At 72.6% G+C, this 13,729-nt stretch carries 14 protein-coding genes; 7 read left to right on the plus strand and 7 right to left on the minus strand.

Features of this window, described 5'->3' with window-relative positions:
* Positions 1-6 precede the first annotated feature (6 nt).
* Genes K1T35_RS24590 through K1T35_RS24600 form a run of 3 tightly spaced genes read left to right on the plus strand, consistent with a single transcriptional unit; the run spans position 7 to position 969 of the window.
* Positions 7-243: a hypothetical protein gene (locus K1T35_RS24590; RefSeq protein WP_255620663.1), complete on the plus strand. Its 237-nt coding sequence runs from the start codon at positions 7-9 to the stop codon at positions 241-243.
* Positions 240-557, plus strand: coding sequence for a DUF4235 domain-containing protein (locus K1T35_RS24595; protein ID WP_255620665.1), 318 nt, complete (start codon positions 240-242; stop codon positions 555-557). Before K1T35_RS24590 ends, K1T35_RS24595 begins: the two co-directional genes overlap by 4 nt.
* Positions 558-561: 4 nt before the next feature.
* Positions 562-969 carry a ChaB family protein gene (locus tag K1T35_RS24600; protein ID WP_220254050.1) on the plus strand — a complete coding sequence of 136 codons (408 nt, stop codon included), beginning with the start codon at positions 562-564 and terminating at the stop codon, positions 967-969.
* A 54-nt stretch (positions 970-1,023) separates the two neighbouring features.
* On the opposite strand, the gene fgd is transcribed toward K1T35_RS24600, so the two are convergent.
* Positions 1,024-2,037 carry a glucose-6-phosphate dehydrogenase (coenzyme-F420) gene (fgd, locus tag K1T35_RS24605; RefSeq protein ID WP_220254051.1) on the minus strand — a complete coding sequence of 338 codons (1,014 nt, stop codon included), beginning with the start codon at positions 2,035-2,037 and terminating at the stop codon, positions 1,024-1,026.
* Between the two features lie 148 nt (positions 2,038-2,185).
* Here fgd and K1T35_RS24610 point away from each other — a divergent pair, with 148 nt between their 5' ends.
* Both K1T35_RS24610 and K1T35_RS24615 read left to right on the plus strand, forming a co-directional pair.
* Positions 2,186-3,985, plus strand: coding sequence for an ABC transporter ATP-binding protein (locus K1T35_RS24610; RefSeq protein WP_220254052.1), 1,800 nt, complete (start codon positions 2,186-2,188; stop codon positions 3,983-3,985).
* Positions 3,982-5,835 (plus strand): ABC transporter ATP-binding protein, encoded by a 1,854-nt coding sequence (locus tag K1T35_RS24615; RefSeq protein WP_220254053.1) that lies wholly within the window; start codon positions 3,982-3,984, stop codon positions 5,833-5,835. Before K1T35_RS24610 ends, K1T35_RS24615 begins: the two co-directional genes overlap by 4 nt.
* Positions 5,836-5,844: 9 nt before the next feature.
* Here K1T35_RS24615 and K1T35_RS24620 read toward each other — a convergent pair whose 3' ends face one another.
* Genes K1T35_RS24620 through K1T35_RS24645 form a run of 6 tightly spaced genes read right to left on the minus strand, consistent with a single transcriptional unit; the run spans position 5,845 to position 10,878 of the window.
* Positions 5,845-6,606: a fumarylacetoacetate hydrolase family protein gene (locus tag K1T35_RS24620; protein WP_220254054.1), complete on the minus strand. Its 762-nt coding sequence runs from the start codon at positions 6,604-6,606 to the stop codon at positions 5,845-5,847.
* Between the two features lie 16 nt (positions 6,607-6,622).
* Positions 6,623-7,669: an ABC transporter substrate-binding protein gene (locus K1T35_RS24625; RefSeq protein ID WP_220254055.1), complete on the minus strand. Its 1,047-nt coding sequence runs from the start codon at positions 7,667-7,669 to the stop codon at positions 6,623-6,625.
* A gap of 20 nt (positions 7,670-7,689) precedes the next feature.
* Complete coding sequence (locus K1T35_RS24630) at positions 7,690-8,541, minus strand: ABC transporter permease (protein WP_220254056.1); 852 nt, start codon at positions 8,539-8,541, stop codon at positions 7,690-7,692.
* Positions 8,538-9,383: an ABC transporter permease gene (locus tag K1T35_RS24635; protein ID WP_220254057.1), complete on the minus strand. Its 846-nt coding sequence runs from the start codon at positions 9,381-9,383 to the stop codon at positions 8,538-8,540. Before K1T35_RS24635 ends, K1T35_RS24630 begins: the two co-directional genes overlap by 4 nt.
* Positions 9,380-10,201: an ABC transporter ATP-binding protein gene (locus K1T35_RS24640; RefSeq protein ID WP_220254058.1), complete on the minus strand. Its 822-nt coding sequence runs from the start codon at positions 10,199-10,201 to the stop codon at positions 9,380-9,382. Before K1T35_RS24640 ends, K1T35_RS24635 begins: the two co-directional genes overlap by 4 nt.
* On the minus strand, positions 10,198-10,878 hold the full coding sequence (locus K1T35_RS24645) for a GntR family transcriptional regulator (RefSeq protein WP_220254059.1): 681 nt from the start codon (positions 10,876-10,878) through the stop codon (positions 10,198-10,200). The genes K1T35_RS24640 and K1T35_RS24645 overlap by 4 nt, the downstream gene beginning before the upstream one ends.
* A gap of 105 nt (positions 10,879-10,983) precedes the next feature.
* On the opposite strand from K1T35_RS24645, the gene K1T35_RS24650 reads away from it, so the two are divergent.
* Together K1T35_RS24650 and K1T35_RS24655 are read left to right on the plus strand one after the other, a co-directional pair.
* The gene (locus K1T35_RS24650; RefSeq protein ID WP_220254060.1) at positions 10,984-11,748 is read left to right on the plus strand and encodes a GntR family transcriptional regulator; all 765 of its coding nucleotides are present in this window, start codon (positions 10,984-10,986) and stop codon (positions 11,746-11,748) included.
* Between the two features lie 100 nt (positions 11,749-11,848).
* The gene (locus K1T35_RS24655) at positions 11,849-13,654 is read left to right on the plus strand and encodes a serine/threonine-protein kinase (protein ID WP_220254061.1); all 1,806 of its coding nucleotides are present in this window, start codon (positions 11,849-11,851) and stop codon (positions 13,652-13,654) included.
* Positions 13,655-13,729 lie beyond the last annotated feature (75 nt).

Raw genomic sequence — 13,729 nt, forward strand, 5'->3', positions numbered from 1 at the left:
CACTGCATGCACAGGACCTCCGAACCGGACGTCGAGGTCGACCCGCAGGTCGCGCGCAGCCGCGAGGTGGGCGGGGTCGACCCGGACCGCAAGGACCGCGCCGACGCGCGCCACGGTTCTCCCGACGGGCCGAGCACGACGGGCACCGACGAGAACGAGGAGTTCGTCGGCCGCGTCGCCGGTGAGGACTCCGGATCCGGGGGCGAGACCGGTGCCGAGGCGCGAGCGGAGCGCGAGTCGTGAACCGGCGGGACGGCAATGAGCTGAGCGGCCTCGCGAAGCTCGCCTACAAGCCGATCGGCCTGTTCTTCGGGCTGATCGGGGGCCTGCTCGCGGGCAAGGTCTTCGGGATCGTGTGGAAGAAGATCTCCGACGAGGACGAGACCCCGCAGCCGCTGTCCGACGACTACAGCACCCGCGAGGTGCTGCTGGCCGCCACGCTGCAGGGCGCCATCTTCGGACTGATCAAGACCGCGGTGGACCGGTACGGGATGAAGGGTGTCCGTCGTTTCCTGGACACGCCGCGCCCGCCGGCGCACCGCAGAGCGGAGGTGTAACGAGATGCCGGGCAAGGATGCGATGCCGAGCACCGTGGAGCGCTCCGACGCGAAGGCGAAGCGCACCTGGGTGGAGACCTACGACTCGGCGATGGAGACCTACGGCGACGAGGGCGGCCGCGCCCGCCGCGTCGCGTTCGCCGCGCTCAAGCACACCCACGAGAAGGTCGGCGACCACTGGGAGCCGAAGGACGGCAAGGGCCCTTCCGACAAGCAGTCCTCCGGCCCCGGCCGCCGGACCAGCCGACCGACCGCGGCCGGCGTGGACGCCAACGCCTCGAAGTCGCACCTGATGGACGTGGCGAAGAAGCTCGACATCCCCGGGCGCTCGTCGATGAAGAAGGACGACCTCGTCAAGGCCATCCAGAAGGCGAACAACCGCAAGACGGACAAGGCCCGCGGCAAGAAGTAGCGCTCGTGAGTGGATACGCGTGCCCGGGCACGCGTATCCACTCACGACCCTGGGTCAGGCAAGCGCGCGCAGTCGCGGGAGCACGTCCTCGGAGAACTGGGCGAGGAAGCGCTCCTGGTCCTGGCCGGGGCCGTGGAACACGAGGTGGTTGAGCCCGGCGTCGACGTAGGGCTTGATCTGCGCGACGGCCTCGTCCGGGTCGGAGGCCACGATCCAGCGCTTCGCCACCTGCTCGATGGGCAGCTCGTCGGCGAGGCGCTCCATCTCGACGGCCGAGCCGACGCTGTGCTTCTGCTCGGCCGAGAGCGAGAGCGGCGCCCAGAACCGGGTGTTCTCGAGCGCCTGGTCCGGGTCACGGTCGTAGGACATCTTGATCTCGATCATGCGGTCGACATCCGCCGCGTCGCGCCCAGCGGCCGCCGCGCCCTCCTCGACGGCGGGGATGAGCTTGTCGGTGTAGAGCTCCATCCCCTTGCCAGAGGTGCAGATGAACCCGTCACCCGAGCGTCCGGCGTACTTCGCGACGACCGGGCCGCCCGCGGCCACGTACACCGGTACGGGCTGCTCGGGGCGGTCGTAGATGGTGGCCCCGACGGTGCGGTAGTACTCGCCCTCGAACGTCACCTCCCCCTCGGTCCACAGCGCCCGCATCAGCCGGATCGACTCCCGCAGCCGCGCGAACCGCTCCTTGAACTCCGGCCACTCCCGGCCGGACACCGCGATCTCGTTGAGCGCCTCGCCGGTGCCCACACCGAGCATCACGCGCCCCGGGTACAGCAGCCCGAGGGTCGCGAACGTCTGGGCGAGCACCGCCGGGTTGTAGCGGAACGTGGGCGTGAGCACGGAGGTGCCGATCAGCACCCGTGACGTGCGCTCCCCCACGGCCGCGAACCACGCGAGCGACGATGGCGCGTGCCCGCCCTCGTGCCGCCACGGCAGGAAGTGGTCCGACGTCACGACGCTGTCGAGGCCCACCTCCTCCGCCCGCACGGCGTACTCCACCAGCTCCCGGGGCGCGAACTGCTCCGCGGACGCCTTGTAGCCGATCCTGAGTTGTCCTGCCGCCACGACCGTTCCTTCCCCATGCGATCTTCTGCTCGTCCCAGCCTGCCACTTCGGCGGGACTGGACTTCAACCCGAGTGGAGGTGGTTCCGTCGGACGCGTGAGAGAACTCGGGTGCGCGGGCCGCCGCGCCCTTCTAGCGTCGATCGAGCCATGACGGAGCCGCCGCCCGAACGGGCCACCCTCTCCACCCTCCGCCGTCTCGCCCCCTACGTCCGTCCACACCGCTGGACGCTGCTCGCCGGCGGGGCGGCGGCGCTGGCCGGCACCCTCGCGGGCCTGACGATCCCGCTGGTCACCCGCGCGATCGTGGACGGCCCGATCACCCGCGGCGAGCGCGACACCCTGCCGTGGCTGGTGCTGGGTGTGCTCGCGCTCGGCGCCGGAGAAGCCGTCCTGATGTTCCTGCGAAGGCGCCTCGTGGCGCGGCCCAGCACCGGGATCGAGGCCGCGATGCGCACCGACCTGTACGCGCACCTGCAGCGGCTGCCGGTGTCCTTCCACGACGGGTGGCCGTCCGGTCAGCTGCTCTCCCGCGCCACGGGCGACCTCAACACGATCCGCTGGTTCGTCGCGTTCTCCGGCATCTTCCTCGTGGTCAACGTCCTCACCGTGCTGGTCGGCATCGGCGTGCTGCTGTGGCTCTCCGTGTCGCTCGGGGTCGTGATCGCGATCACCGCCGTGCCGCTGCTGGTTCTCACGCTGCTGCTGGAGCGCAGGTTCTCGGTCGAGGCCCGCCGCGCCCAGGACCAGGCGGGCGACCTCACCACCGTCGTCGAGGAGTCGGCGCTCGGGATCCGCGTGCTCAAGTCGCTCGGCCGGGGACGGCGGCTCAGCCGACGCTTCGTGGCCGACGCACGTGGCCTGCGGGGCACCGAGCTGCTCAAGATCCGCCTCATCGCGGCGCTGTGGGCGGTGCTCGTGATGCTGCCGGAGTCGGCGATCGCGGTGGTGCTCGGGCTCGGCGCGTGGGGGGTCGCAGCCGGTTCCCTCACGATCGGCACGCTCGTCGCGGCCGTCACGGTGATGACCTACCTGTACTGGCCGATCGCGTCGATCGGGTGGTTGCTCGCCGAGGCGAGCAACGCCGCGGCCGCGACGAAGCGGTACTGGGAGGTCCGCGACGTCACGCCGGAGATCCTCGATCCCGCCGATCCCCAGCCGATGCCGCGGCCGGTGCGCGGCGCGCTCGAGCTGCGCGACGTCCGGTTCCGCTACCCGGGCGGCGACCGCGACATCCTGCGCGGCGTCGACCTCAGCGTGCGGCCAGGCGAGACCCTCGCCCTGGTCGGGGCCACCGGGTCGGGCAAGACCACCCTCACAGCGCTCGTCACCCGCCTGCACGACGTCACCGGCGGCGCGGTACTGCTCGACGGTGTCGACGTGCGCCTGCTGCGCCTGTCCGACCTGCGCGCCGCCGTCGCCACGGCCTTCGAGGACCCGGTGCTGATCTCGGCGAGCGTGCGCGAGAACGTGCTGCTCGGCTCGCCCGGCCACTCAGACGACCAGGTCTGGGAGGCCCTCCGGATCGCCAGTGCCGACGGCTTCGTCGCCGCATTGCCGTGGGGGCTCGACACCCGCATCGGTGAGCAGGGCATGTCCCTGTCGGGCGGGCAGCGCCAGCGGCTCGCCCTGGCAAGGGCGGTGGTCGGGCACCCGCCGGTGCTGGTGCTCGACGACCCCCTCTCCGCCCTCGACGTGCACACCGAGGCCGAGGTCGAGGCGGCGCTGCGCCGGGTGCTGGGCGGGGTCACGGCGCTCGTGGTGGCGCACCGGCCGTCCACGGTGCAGCTCGCCGACCGCGTGGCGCTGCTCGACGGTGGGCGCATCACCGCTGTGGGCACGCACACCACGCTGCTCGCGACGGTGCCCGAGTACCGGAGGCTGCTGGCCAGCCCAGCGGTCGACACGGCCGGCGACACGGTGGAGGACCGCGAGGGGGTGGAGGCGTGACCGCGGCTCTCGACGACGAGGCCTGGCGCGGGATCGCCGCGGAGGACGAGGAGGAGCCCGACTCGGTCGACCGCCGCACCGGGCTGCGTCTGCAGGCGCGGGCCCGCAGGCTCGTCGCCGAGCTGCTGCGGCCGCACCGGCGTGCGGTGGTGCTGGCCGCGGTGCTGCTCGTGGCGGAGAACGCGGTGATGCTCACCGGTCCGCTGATGGTGGCGCTCGCCATCGACAGCGGCGTGCCGGCCGCGCTCGACGGGCGGCCCGGCCCGCTCGCCGCGGCCATCGGCGGGTACGCGACGGTCGGGATCGCAGGCGCCGGGCTGCGGGCGGCGTTCCTGCTGCTGTCCGGGCGCATCGGCCAGGACCTGCTGCTGGACGTGCGCAAGCGCCTGTTCGCCCACGGCCAGCGGCTGTCGCTCGACTTCCACGAGTCGTTCACATCGGGCAGGCTCATCTCGCGGCTCACCAGCGACGTCGACGCGCTCTCCGACCTGCTCGAGAAGGGCCTCGACGGCCTGTTCGGCGCGCTGCTGTCGCTGGTCGGCATCACGGTGCTGCTGGTGTGGATCGACCCGCTGCTCGCGGCCGTCGTGCTGGCCGGGTTCGTCCCGCTGCTGCTGCTCACCCGCTGGTTCCAGCGCCGCTCCCGGGCGAGCTACCGGCGCACCCGCAGCACGGTGGCGCGGGTGATCGTGCACTTCGTCGAGTCCGTGAACGGGATCCGCGCGGTGCAGGCGTTCCGCAGGGAGCCCCGCAACGACGAGATCATGCAGGGGCTGACGGACGCGCACCGCGACGCCAACACCGCGGCGTTCCTGACCGTCGCCTGGTTCATCGCGGCGGTCCGGCTGGTGGGCAACTGCACGCTCGCGCTCGTGCTGCTGCTCGGTGGCCTGCGCGTCGCCGACGGCACCCTCGCCCTCGGCGCCCTCACCGCGTTCGTGCTCTACCTGCGCCGCTTCTACGACCCCCTCGACGATCTCGCGCAGTTCTTCAACGCCTACCAGTCCGCGGCGGCGGCGCTGGAGAAGATCGCATCGGTTCTCGACACCCCGGTCGGCGTGCCCGAGCCGGCGCATCCGGTGCCGCTGCCCCAACCGGTGCGCGGCGAGCTCGAGTTCGACCGGGTCCGGTTCGCCTACCAGCGGGCGCCCGACCGCACGGTGCTCCCGGAGTTGTCGCTGCGCGTCCCGGCCGGGCAGACCGTCGCGCTCGTCGGCGCCACCGGAGCAGGCAAGTCGACCCTCGCGAAGCTCGCGGCGCGGTTCTACGACCCCACCGAGGGTGCCGTGCGCCTCGACGGGGTCGACCTGCGCGACGTCACCGATGCCGACCTGCGCTCGGCCATGGTGATGATCACCCAGGAGGCGTTCCTCTTCTCGGGCTCGGTCGCCGAGAACATCGCGATGGGAAGGCGGGCGGACGGCTCACCCCCGCGCGCGGACATCGTCGCCGCGGCAGAGGCCGTCGGCGCCCGCGGGTTCATCGAGGCGCTGCCGGAGGGCTTCGACACCGACGTCCGCAAGCGCGGCGGACGGCTGTCGGCGGGCCAGCGCCAGCTGATCGCGCTGGCCAGGGTGGTGCTCGCCGACCCCTCCGTCGTGCTGCTCGACGAAGCCACCTCCTCGCTGGACATCCCCTCCGAGCGGGCGGTGCAGGCGGCCCTGGAGACGGTGCTCGCCGGCCGCACGGCGCTGATCATCGCCCACCGCCTCTCGACGGTGCTCATCGCCGACCGGGTGCTGGTGGTGTCGGAGGGCAGGGTCGTGGAGGACGGCCCGCCGCAGGCCCTGCTGGCCGATGACGGCGAGTTCGCGACACTCCACGAGGCGTGGCGGGCGAGCCTGGCCTGATGTCGGGGGCTACTCGGCGACCACCCGGTTCGTCAGGGCACCCAGGCCCTCCACCTCCACCGTGATCGTGTTGCCCGGCTCGACCGCGCGGACGCCCTCCGGGGTGCCGGAGAGGATCACGTCGCCGGGTTCGAGCGTGGTGAACCGGGTGATGTACTCGATCAGGAACGGGATCGGGAAGATCAGGTCCTTCGTGCGGCCGTCCTGGCGGCGCTCGCCGTCCACCGTGCACGAGACGCCGACGTCGGCCGGGTCGAACTCGGTGTCCACCCACGGCCCGATCGGGCAGAACGTGTCGAAGCCCTTGCCGCGGGTCCACTGGCCGTCGGACCGCTGGATGTCGCGGGCGGTGACGTCGTTGCCGCAGGTGTAGCCGCCGATCACGGCCCATGCGTCGGCCGCTGGGACGTTGCGGGCCGTGCGCCCGATCACGAGCACCAGTTCGGCCTCGGGGTCGACGCGCCCCGACAGCGCCGGATACACCACGTCGGCGCCGGGCCCGACCACCGCGGCGGGCGGCTTGAGGAACAGCAGCGGCTCCTCCGGGACCGGGTTGCCGAACTCCTCGGCGTGGGAGCGGTAGTTGCGCCCGACGCAGAGCACGGTGCGCGGGGTCACGGGAGCGAGGAGGGACACCTCCTCCAGCCGGCCCACCACCTGCCCGCCGGGCCGCAGGTCGACGAACGGTGTGCCCTCGGCAGCGCGGACCACGCCGTCGTCGAGGACGCCCCACGCGGCGCCGTCAGGGCTCGAGTAGCGAACGATCTTCACCGGGTTTCCTTCCGAGTCAGCACTCGTTGTACGCGTTGGTCCACAGCACGCCCTCCGCGGGGTCGCCCGCCGTGTCGGTGAGCTCCACCTCGTGCATCACGGCGAGCGTGCTCTGCACGGCGGCTGCGTCGAAACACCCGTCGGCGGACAGGGCGGGCGCCAAGGCGTCGAGGGTCTGCTGCAGCACCGGGAGATCACCCGCCGACATCCGGTCCACGATCTTCGCGGCCGCGGCGTGCGGGTCGGCCAGCACCTGCTGCATGCCCGCGTTGAGCGCCCGGTTGAACGCGCGGGCGGCCTCCGGGTTCGCCTCGGCCCACTCGCGGTTGGCCGCGAACCCGGTGTAGGCGAAGTCGGCGAAGCGGGGCACGTCTCCGGAGGGGCCGTCGATGATCACCGTTCCGAAGCCCCCGGCCTGGGCCACGTACGGCGTGGGCGGCGAGAGCTGGTAGGCGTCGATCTGGCGGGTCTCGAGGGCCGCGAGCAGCGAGGCGCCGTCGCCGATCGCGATGATCTCGGCGTCGCGCTCCGGGTCGAGGCCTGCCTCGCGCAGGTAGTAACGCATGTACTTGTCGCTTGCTGCTCCCGGCGAGGTCACGCCGAGCCGCAGGCCCTTCAGCGCCGCGTAACGGGCCTCGATCGGCGACTCGCGGGTGACGCCGCGCTCGCGGGCGACGTCCGGGTTCATCACGAGCGTGAACGTCACCCGGCGCACCAGGTTGTGCACCATCACGAGGCTGTCCTCGCCCTCGGCCGCGAGGGTGGCCAGGTCGTCGAACCCGAGGTCGGCGTACTGCGAGCTGCCCGAGATGGCGGCCGGCACGCCGTCGGCGCCGCTCTGCAGCTCCACGATCGTGACGTCGAGACCCTCGCGCTCGAACAGCCCGTCCTTCTCGGCGATGTACATCGGGGCGAGGAACGCGCTCGGCAGCGACGACACCGTGATCGCGGTCCGCCCACCCTCCCCCGGCGCTCCGCCGCCCGCGTCCCCGCCGCACGCCGCGAGGGTCAGCGCGAGTGCCAACGCGCCACCCATGACCGCGGAACGCCGTCGTCCTCGCATGATCACTCCTGTCGCTCCGGTTAGCGTCCGTCCGCTGCCTGCGGCACGTCGACGTCGGGCTGCCAGCGCAGCGCGTGCCGCAACGGGCGCAGCAGCAGGTTCATCACCAGCACGATCACGGACAGGCAGAGCACGCCTGCGAGCACACCCGCGGTGGAGTAGCTCGCGGCGGCGGCGCGGGTGAGGTAGCCCAGCCCGCGGTTGGACGAGATGAACTCGCCGGTGACGGCGCCGATCATCGCCGCGGGGAGGGTGATCCGCAGCGCGGCCAGCACGAAGGGCAGGGCGCTGGGCAGCAGGATCGTCCGCAGCTGGTCGCGGCGCGACGCCCCCATGACCCGCGTGACGTCGAGCAGGCCGGTGGGCACCTGCTGGAACCCGGCGACCGTGTTGATGAAGACGATGAAGAACACGAAGTAGGCGGCGATGAGGACCTTGGGCGTCAGCCCGATCCCGAACCAGAGGATGAACACCGGGCCCATCGCGACCGCGGGGATCGAGTACGCCACCAGGAAGTACGGCTCGGTGATCCGGTACGCGGTGCGCAGCATGGCCAGTGGCCATGCCACCAGCACGGCCGCCACCGCGCCGAACACGTAGCCGAGGAACGCCGCCGTGACCGTGAAGGCGCCGTGGTAGACCAGCTCCCCCGAGGTGACCCACTCCGCGAGCGTCTCGGCCACGGCACTGGGCGAGCTCACGTAGAACGAGCGGATCAGGGTGCCGGAGGCGAGCTCCCAGGCCACCAGCGCGACGATCACGATGCCGGCCCGCGTGGCCAGGAGGAACCGCCGCTCCGCGGTGCGGGCGGCGCGGTGCGCGCGGCGGGTGGCCTCCAGGACGGCCGTCCCCGCCGACGTGGGCTCGTTCATCCGTGCACCTGCCCGTTGTGCCACGGCGCGAGCCGGGCCTGCAGGACCCGGAGCAGCCCGTTGGCCGCCATCACGACCGCCGCGATGATCACGATTCCGGCGAACACCGTGGCGATGTCGAACTCCCGCGACGCCCGCGCGACCAGGTAGCCCAGCCCCTGCGTGGAGGCCACGAACTCCGAGAGCAGCGCGCCCTCGATCGCGCGGGTGACCGTGATCCGCACGCTCGCGACGATCGCGGGCGCCGCCGAGGGCAGCGTGACCTTCAGCAGCAGGTCGCGGCGGCTCGCGCCGAGCACCCGGCACACCTGCAGCAGCCCCGGCCGCACCTCCCTGATCCCGGTGGCGGTGTTGACGAAGACGACGAAGTAGACGAGCAGCGCGGCCATGATGATCTTCGGCGCGGTGCCGAGGCCGAACCACAGGATGAACAGCGGTGCCAGTGCGATCTTCGGGATCGAGTAGAAGCCGACCAGGAACGGCTCGAACACCGCGTACCCACGGCGGGTCTGCGCCAGCCCGAACGCGCTCGCGAGGCCCAGCACCGAGCCGATGACGAACCCGGTGGCCGCCTCGCCGATCGTCACGCCGACGTGGCGGAGGATCTCCCCCTCCGCCGCGAGCTCGACGATCCGGCCCGCGATCGTGGCCGGGTCGCTCACGTAGCGCGGGTTCACGATGTGGCCGAGGCCGAACTGCCAGAACAGCAGGATCGCCGCCCCGAACGCCGCGGTGCCCGCCCACAGCACCGCCCGCTCCGACTGCCTGCGCCGCCTGTCGGCCGCGGCGGCGCGGGCCAGCACGGCTTGCCCGGTGGCGGGCGGGGCGGCCGCGATCGTCACGGGGCCTCGCCCCCGATCTCGGCGCGGATGTCCGCCCACAGCGCCTCGTGCAGCTCGGAGAACCCGGGCGTCTCGTGGATGCGGAACGGGTCGCGCGGGCGTGGGATGTCCACCGCGTACTCGCGCTTGATCGTGCCGGGGTTCGCGGTGAACACCAGGATCCGGTCCGACAGGGCGATCGCCTCGACCAGGTCGTGCGTGACGAACAGGACGGTGGGCCTGGACCGCTGCCACAGCTTGAGCAGTTCGGCCTGCAGGATCACCCTGGTCTGGGCGTCGAGCGGGCCGAACGGCTCGTCCATCAGCACGACGTCGCTGTCGTACGCCAGCGTGCGGATGATCCCGGCCCGCTTGCGCATGCCGCCGGACAGCTCGTGCGGGTAGTGCTCCTCGAACCCGCCGAGCCCGACCAGGTCGATGAACTCCTTCGCCCGCGCGCGGCGATCGGCCCGCGCCACGCCCCGCAGCTCCAGACCGAGCTCGACGTTGCCCGAGAGGGTGCGCCACGGCAGCAGGTTGTCCTCCTGCGTGATGTAGCCGACCGCGGTGTTCACCCCGCGGACCGGGCGGCCGTGGTGGGTGACCGCGCCCTCGGACGGGGTCGAGAGCCCGGCCACGAGGTTCAGGCAGGTCGACTTCCCGCAGCCGGACGGGCCGACAAGGCTCACGAACTCGCCAGGCCGCGCGTCGAACACCACGTCCTGCAACGCCAGCACCGGCTCACTGCGCCGCCCGCGTGCGACGAACGCCTTGTAGACGTGGTCGAACCCCACCGCGGCGGTCTGCACGTTCTCGGTGACCTTCTCCACGGTGCTCACGCCGTCTCTCCGCCCGCCGCGCGCTCGTCGTCCGCCCGCTCGTCGTCCAACAGGGTGCTGACCGTGTCGCCGACCGAGCGCTTGTGCCACAGCGCGAGCGCCGCGGCGCGCTTGGGATCCCGCGCCCGCAGCGCGTCCATGATCCCTTCGTGCTCGGACTGGGAGGCGGCGAGCCGCTCCGGCACCATCCGGAAGACCCGCTGGAAACCGGAGTGGCGCTGCCAGATGTCCATGGTCAGCTCGCGGAGCATCTCGTTGCCGCATGCTCCGACGATCGTCGCGTGGAACTCGCGGTTGAGATCGGAGAAGCCCGGCCCGTCCCCCGCCTCGACGGCGGCGCGCATCCGCATCATCAGCTCGTCGAGGGTGTGCAGCTCGGCGTCCGTGATGCGCTCGGCGGCGAGGCCGGTGGCGATGCTCTCGAGGTGACCGCGGATGAAGTAGGTCTCCTCGATCTCGCGCGCCGTGAGCGTGGTGACCCGCGCCCCGCGGTACGGGACCATCTCGACCAGCCCGTCGCGCTCGAGCATCCGCAGCGCCTCGCGCACCGGGATGTCACTGGTGTCGTACTCGTTCGCCAGCTGGCGCAGCACCAGACGGGTGCCGGAGAGGATCTCGTTCGACAGGATCCGCTCGCGCAGCGCGCGGTAGATCGTCTGCGACTTCAGGTCGGACACGAACCACCCCCTTGTGGCCTCCGTCACTCCGACGATATCAGATATTTGGAGCGAGGCACGCTGCGTTCCGGCCCGGTTCGCCTCGGTAGCGCTTACGCTGTGCGGATGTCCGCGGAGCTGCTCGGGCGCGCCCCCGCCCTCGAACGCCACCGCGGCGTGCCGGTGCACGCGCAGATCGAACGGTGGCTCATGGAAGAGATCACCGCTGGCGCGATCTCGACTGGCGACCGCCTGCCCGGGGAGCGCGAGCTGGCCGCGGCGCTGCGGGTGAGCCGGATGACCCTGCGCCAGGCCCTCGACGGGCTCGCGCGCCGCGGCGTGCTCGTCCGCACACCAGGGCGTTCGGGAGGCGCGTTCGTCGCCGAGCCCCGCATCGACTGCGATCTCACGGGCGTCGCGGGCTTCACCGAGCAGATGCGACGCGCCCATCGGCGGGCCGGCGCGGTGGTACTCGGCGCGCGGACCGTGGAGGCCGAAGGTCCTGCGGCGCAGGCGTTGCGGCTCGCGGCCGGAGCCCCGGTGTACGAGCTGGTGCGCGTTCGCTCCGCCGACGGCGCCGCGCTCGCCCTCGAACGCTCGTGGCTGCCCGCCGACCGATTACCCGGCCTGCTCACCCACCCCCTGACCGGGTCGATCTACGAGCTGCTCGCCGACGAGTACGGGCTCGCCCCGCACACCGCCGTGGAGTACCTCGAGCCCGTGAGCGCCGACCCGGCCGAGGCTGCCGCCCTCGGCGTGATCCGGGGCACGGCGCTGATGGGCGTGGAACGCACGGCGCTGTCGGTCGGCGGCCTGCCCGTGGAGTACGCCCGCGACCTGTACCGCGCCGACCGCGTGCGGCTCATGGTGCGCACCGCGGTCCACCGCTGACGGGAGCGGAGCCCCGTCCACAAGCCATGACCGCACCACGGCGCGGACCGCTGAACGGCATCCGATACGGTTCGCCGGATCGGAAGGGTGCGGGGGGACCATGGAGCGTGGTGACCTGATCGCCGGGCAGTACCGCCTCGACGGCGAGGTCGGTTCCGGCGGGACGGCCGAGGTGTGGCGCGCCACCGAGCAGGGGTCGAACGCGGCCATCGCGCTGCGACGGGTACGCCTGTCCCACCTCGCGCCCGACGAACGGGAACGCGGAGCTCAGCGGCTGCGCGCGGAAGCGGCGATCGCCTCGCTGCTGGATCACCCGAACATCGCCTCCGTGTACCGGATGGTGGAGCACGGCGGCGAGCCGTGGCTGGTCATGAGGTACGTGTCGGCGCCGGACCTGGCCGATCTCACGGCCGCAAGGCCGTTGACCCCGCGCCGGGCCGCCGGTCTCGGCGCACAGGTTGCCGGTGCGCTGGCCTACGCCCACTCGCCCGGCCTCGGCGTCGTGCACGGGGCGGTGACACCCCGGGACGTCCACGTCGGCCAGGGCGACCACGTCACGCTCACCGGCTTCGGGATCTCCTCGCGCGAGGGCGATGACCCCGCGCGAGCCGCGTTCCTCGCCCCCGAAGTGGCGAACGGGCTGGAGGGTGGCCCGCAGGCCGACGTCTTCTCGCTCGGGGCCACGCTGTACGCGGCGGTGGAAGGCCGTTCCGTGTGGGGCGACGGAGACCCCGAGCAGATGCACAGGGCGGCGATGAAGGGCGTCGTCGAGCCGCCGCGCCAGGCCGGCGCGCTCGGCCCCGTGCTGATGCGCATGCTGGAGAGCAGGCCGCGCGAGCGGCCCACCGCGGCAGAGGTCGCTCGGCTGCTCGCGGAGGTGGCGGGCAGCGAGTCCACCGACGGGCGCGTCGAGCGCACAGGCGGGCGGCGGTGGCTCTGGATCGCGGTCGCCGCCGTCGCCGCTGTGGCGGTCGCGGCGGGGCTGGTCGTCTGGCTGCGCCCGCCGACGGGGGTGGCGGTCGGCGCCGCGGCAGCCGGTCCCGTGCTCGGCGATCCCGCCACCGCCGACCCGTGCTCACTGCTGCGTCCCGAGCCGCTCGACCGGTTCGGCCAGACCCTCCTGGAGGCCGACGCCGGGAATTTCGACCGCTGCGACGTGACCATCGACTCCGGGCAGGACCGCTCCACGGTGCAACTGCAGTTCGCCCAGGCCGGCACGGCCCTGCCGGAGGGCGTGCCCGAGGAACGCGACGGCATGGTCATCGTGCGCGGCACGCCCGTCAACGGTGAATGCGCCCGCACGCTGCGGCTGTCCGACGGGAACGACGTCCGCGTCGTCGCCCGGCCCGTGCGTGGCGCGCTCCCGGACCCGTGTGCCGTCGCCGACGTCGCCACCGACACCGCGGTCGCGGTGCTCGTCAGCGGCCCGATACCCCGCCGCGCCGCGCCGTTCGACCCCGGATCGCTGGCCGCGGTCGACGCGTGTGGGCTGCTGGACCGCGCGACCGTCGCGACCGTGCCCGGCCTGGAGACCGTCGACCCCGACCCTGGCTTCGCGGGGTGGGACTGCGACTGGGAGAACCTGACCACTGGGGCGTCGGTCGAGGTCGCCTACGACCGCAACCGAGGCGGCATCGGCAGGAACGCCGGCAACAGGGTGCAGATCGCGGGACGCGAGGCCGCTGCCCGAAGGGACGAGGACGGCGGCGGGTGCGACGTGCAGATCCTGCACCGCCCCTACACCGACAAGCGCGGATACCCGTCGGGCGAGCTGCTGATCGTGAAGGTCGACATGGCGGCTCCGGCCCCGCCACCTGCACCGCCACCTGCCCGGGTGCCGGACCCGTGCATCCGGGGCGTCGCCATCGCCACGGCCGCGGTCGAGCGGCTTCCCCCCGCGCCGTAACGGCACCCGATACCGGCAGGTCAGCGCGGCGATCACGAGCTGTTGGTCGCCATGAAGATCATCTAGCGACGTCTC

The organism is Pseudonocardia sp. DSM 110487, assembly GCF_019468565.1.
Lineage (GTDB): Bacteria > Actinomycetota > Actinomycetes > Mycobacteriales > Pseudonocardiaceae > Pseudonocardia.

Coding starts and splice junctions, on each gene's coding strand:
- K1T35_RS24590 (WP_255620663.1), top strand. CDS start 7: ATGCACAGGACCTCCGAACCGGACGTCGAGGTCGACCCGCAGGTCGCG.
- K1T35_RS24600 (WP_220254050.1), top strand. CDS start 562: ATGCCGGGCAAGGATGCGATGCCGAGCACCGTGGAGCGCTCCGACGCG.
- K1T35_RS24610 (WP_220254052.1), top strand. CDS start 2,186: ATGACGGAGCCGCCGCCCGAACGGGCCACCCTCTCCACCCTCCGCCGT.
- K1T35_RS24625 (WP_220254055.1), bottom strand. CDS start 7,669: ATGCGAGGACGACGGCGTTCCGCGGTCATGGGTGGCGCGTTGGCACTC.
- K1T35_RS24630 (WP_220254056.1), bottom strand. CDS start 8,541: ATGAACGAGCCCACGTCGGCGGGGACGGCCGTCCTGGAGGCCACCCGC.
- K1T35_RS24650 (WP_220254060.1), top strand. CDS start 10,984: ATGTCCGCGGAGCTGCTCGGGCGCGCCCCCGCCCTCGAACGCCACCGC.
- K1T35_RS24655 (WP_220254061.1), top strand. CDS start 11,849: ATGGAGCGTGGTGACCTGATCGCCGGGCAGTACCGCCTCGACGGCGAG.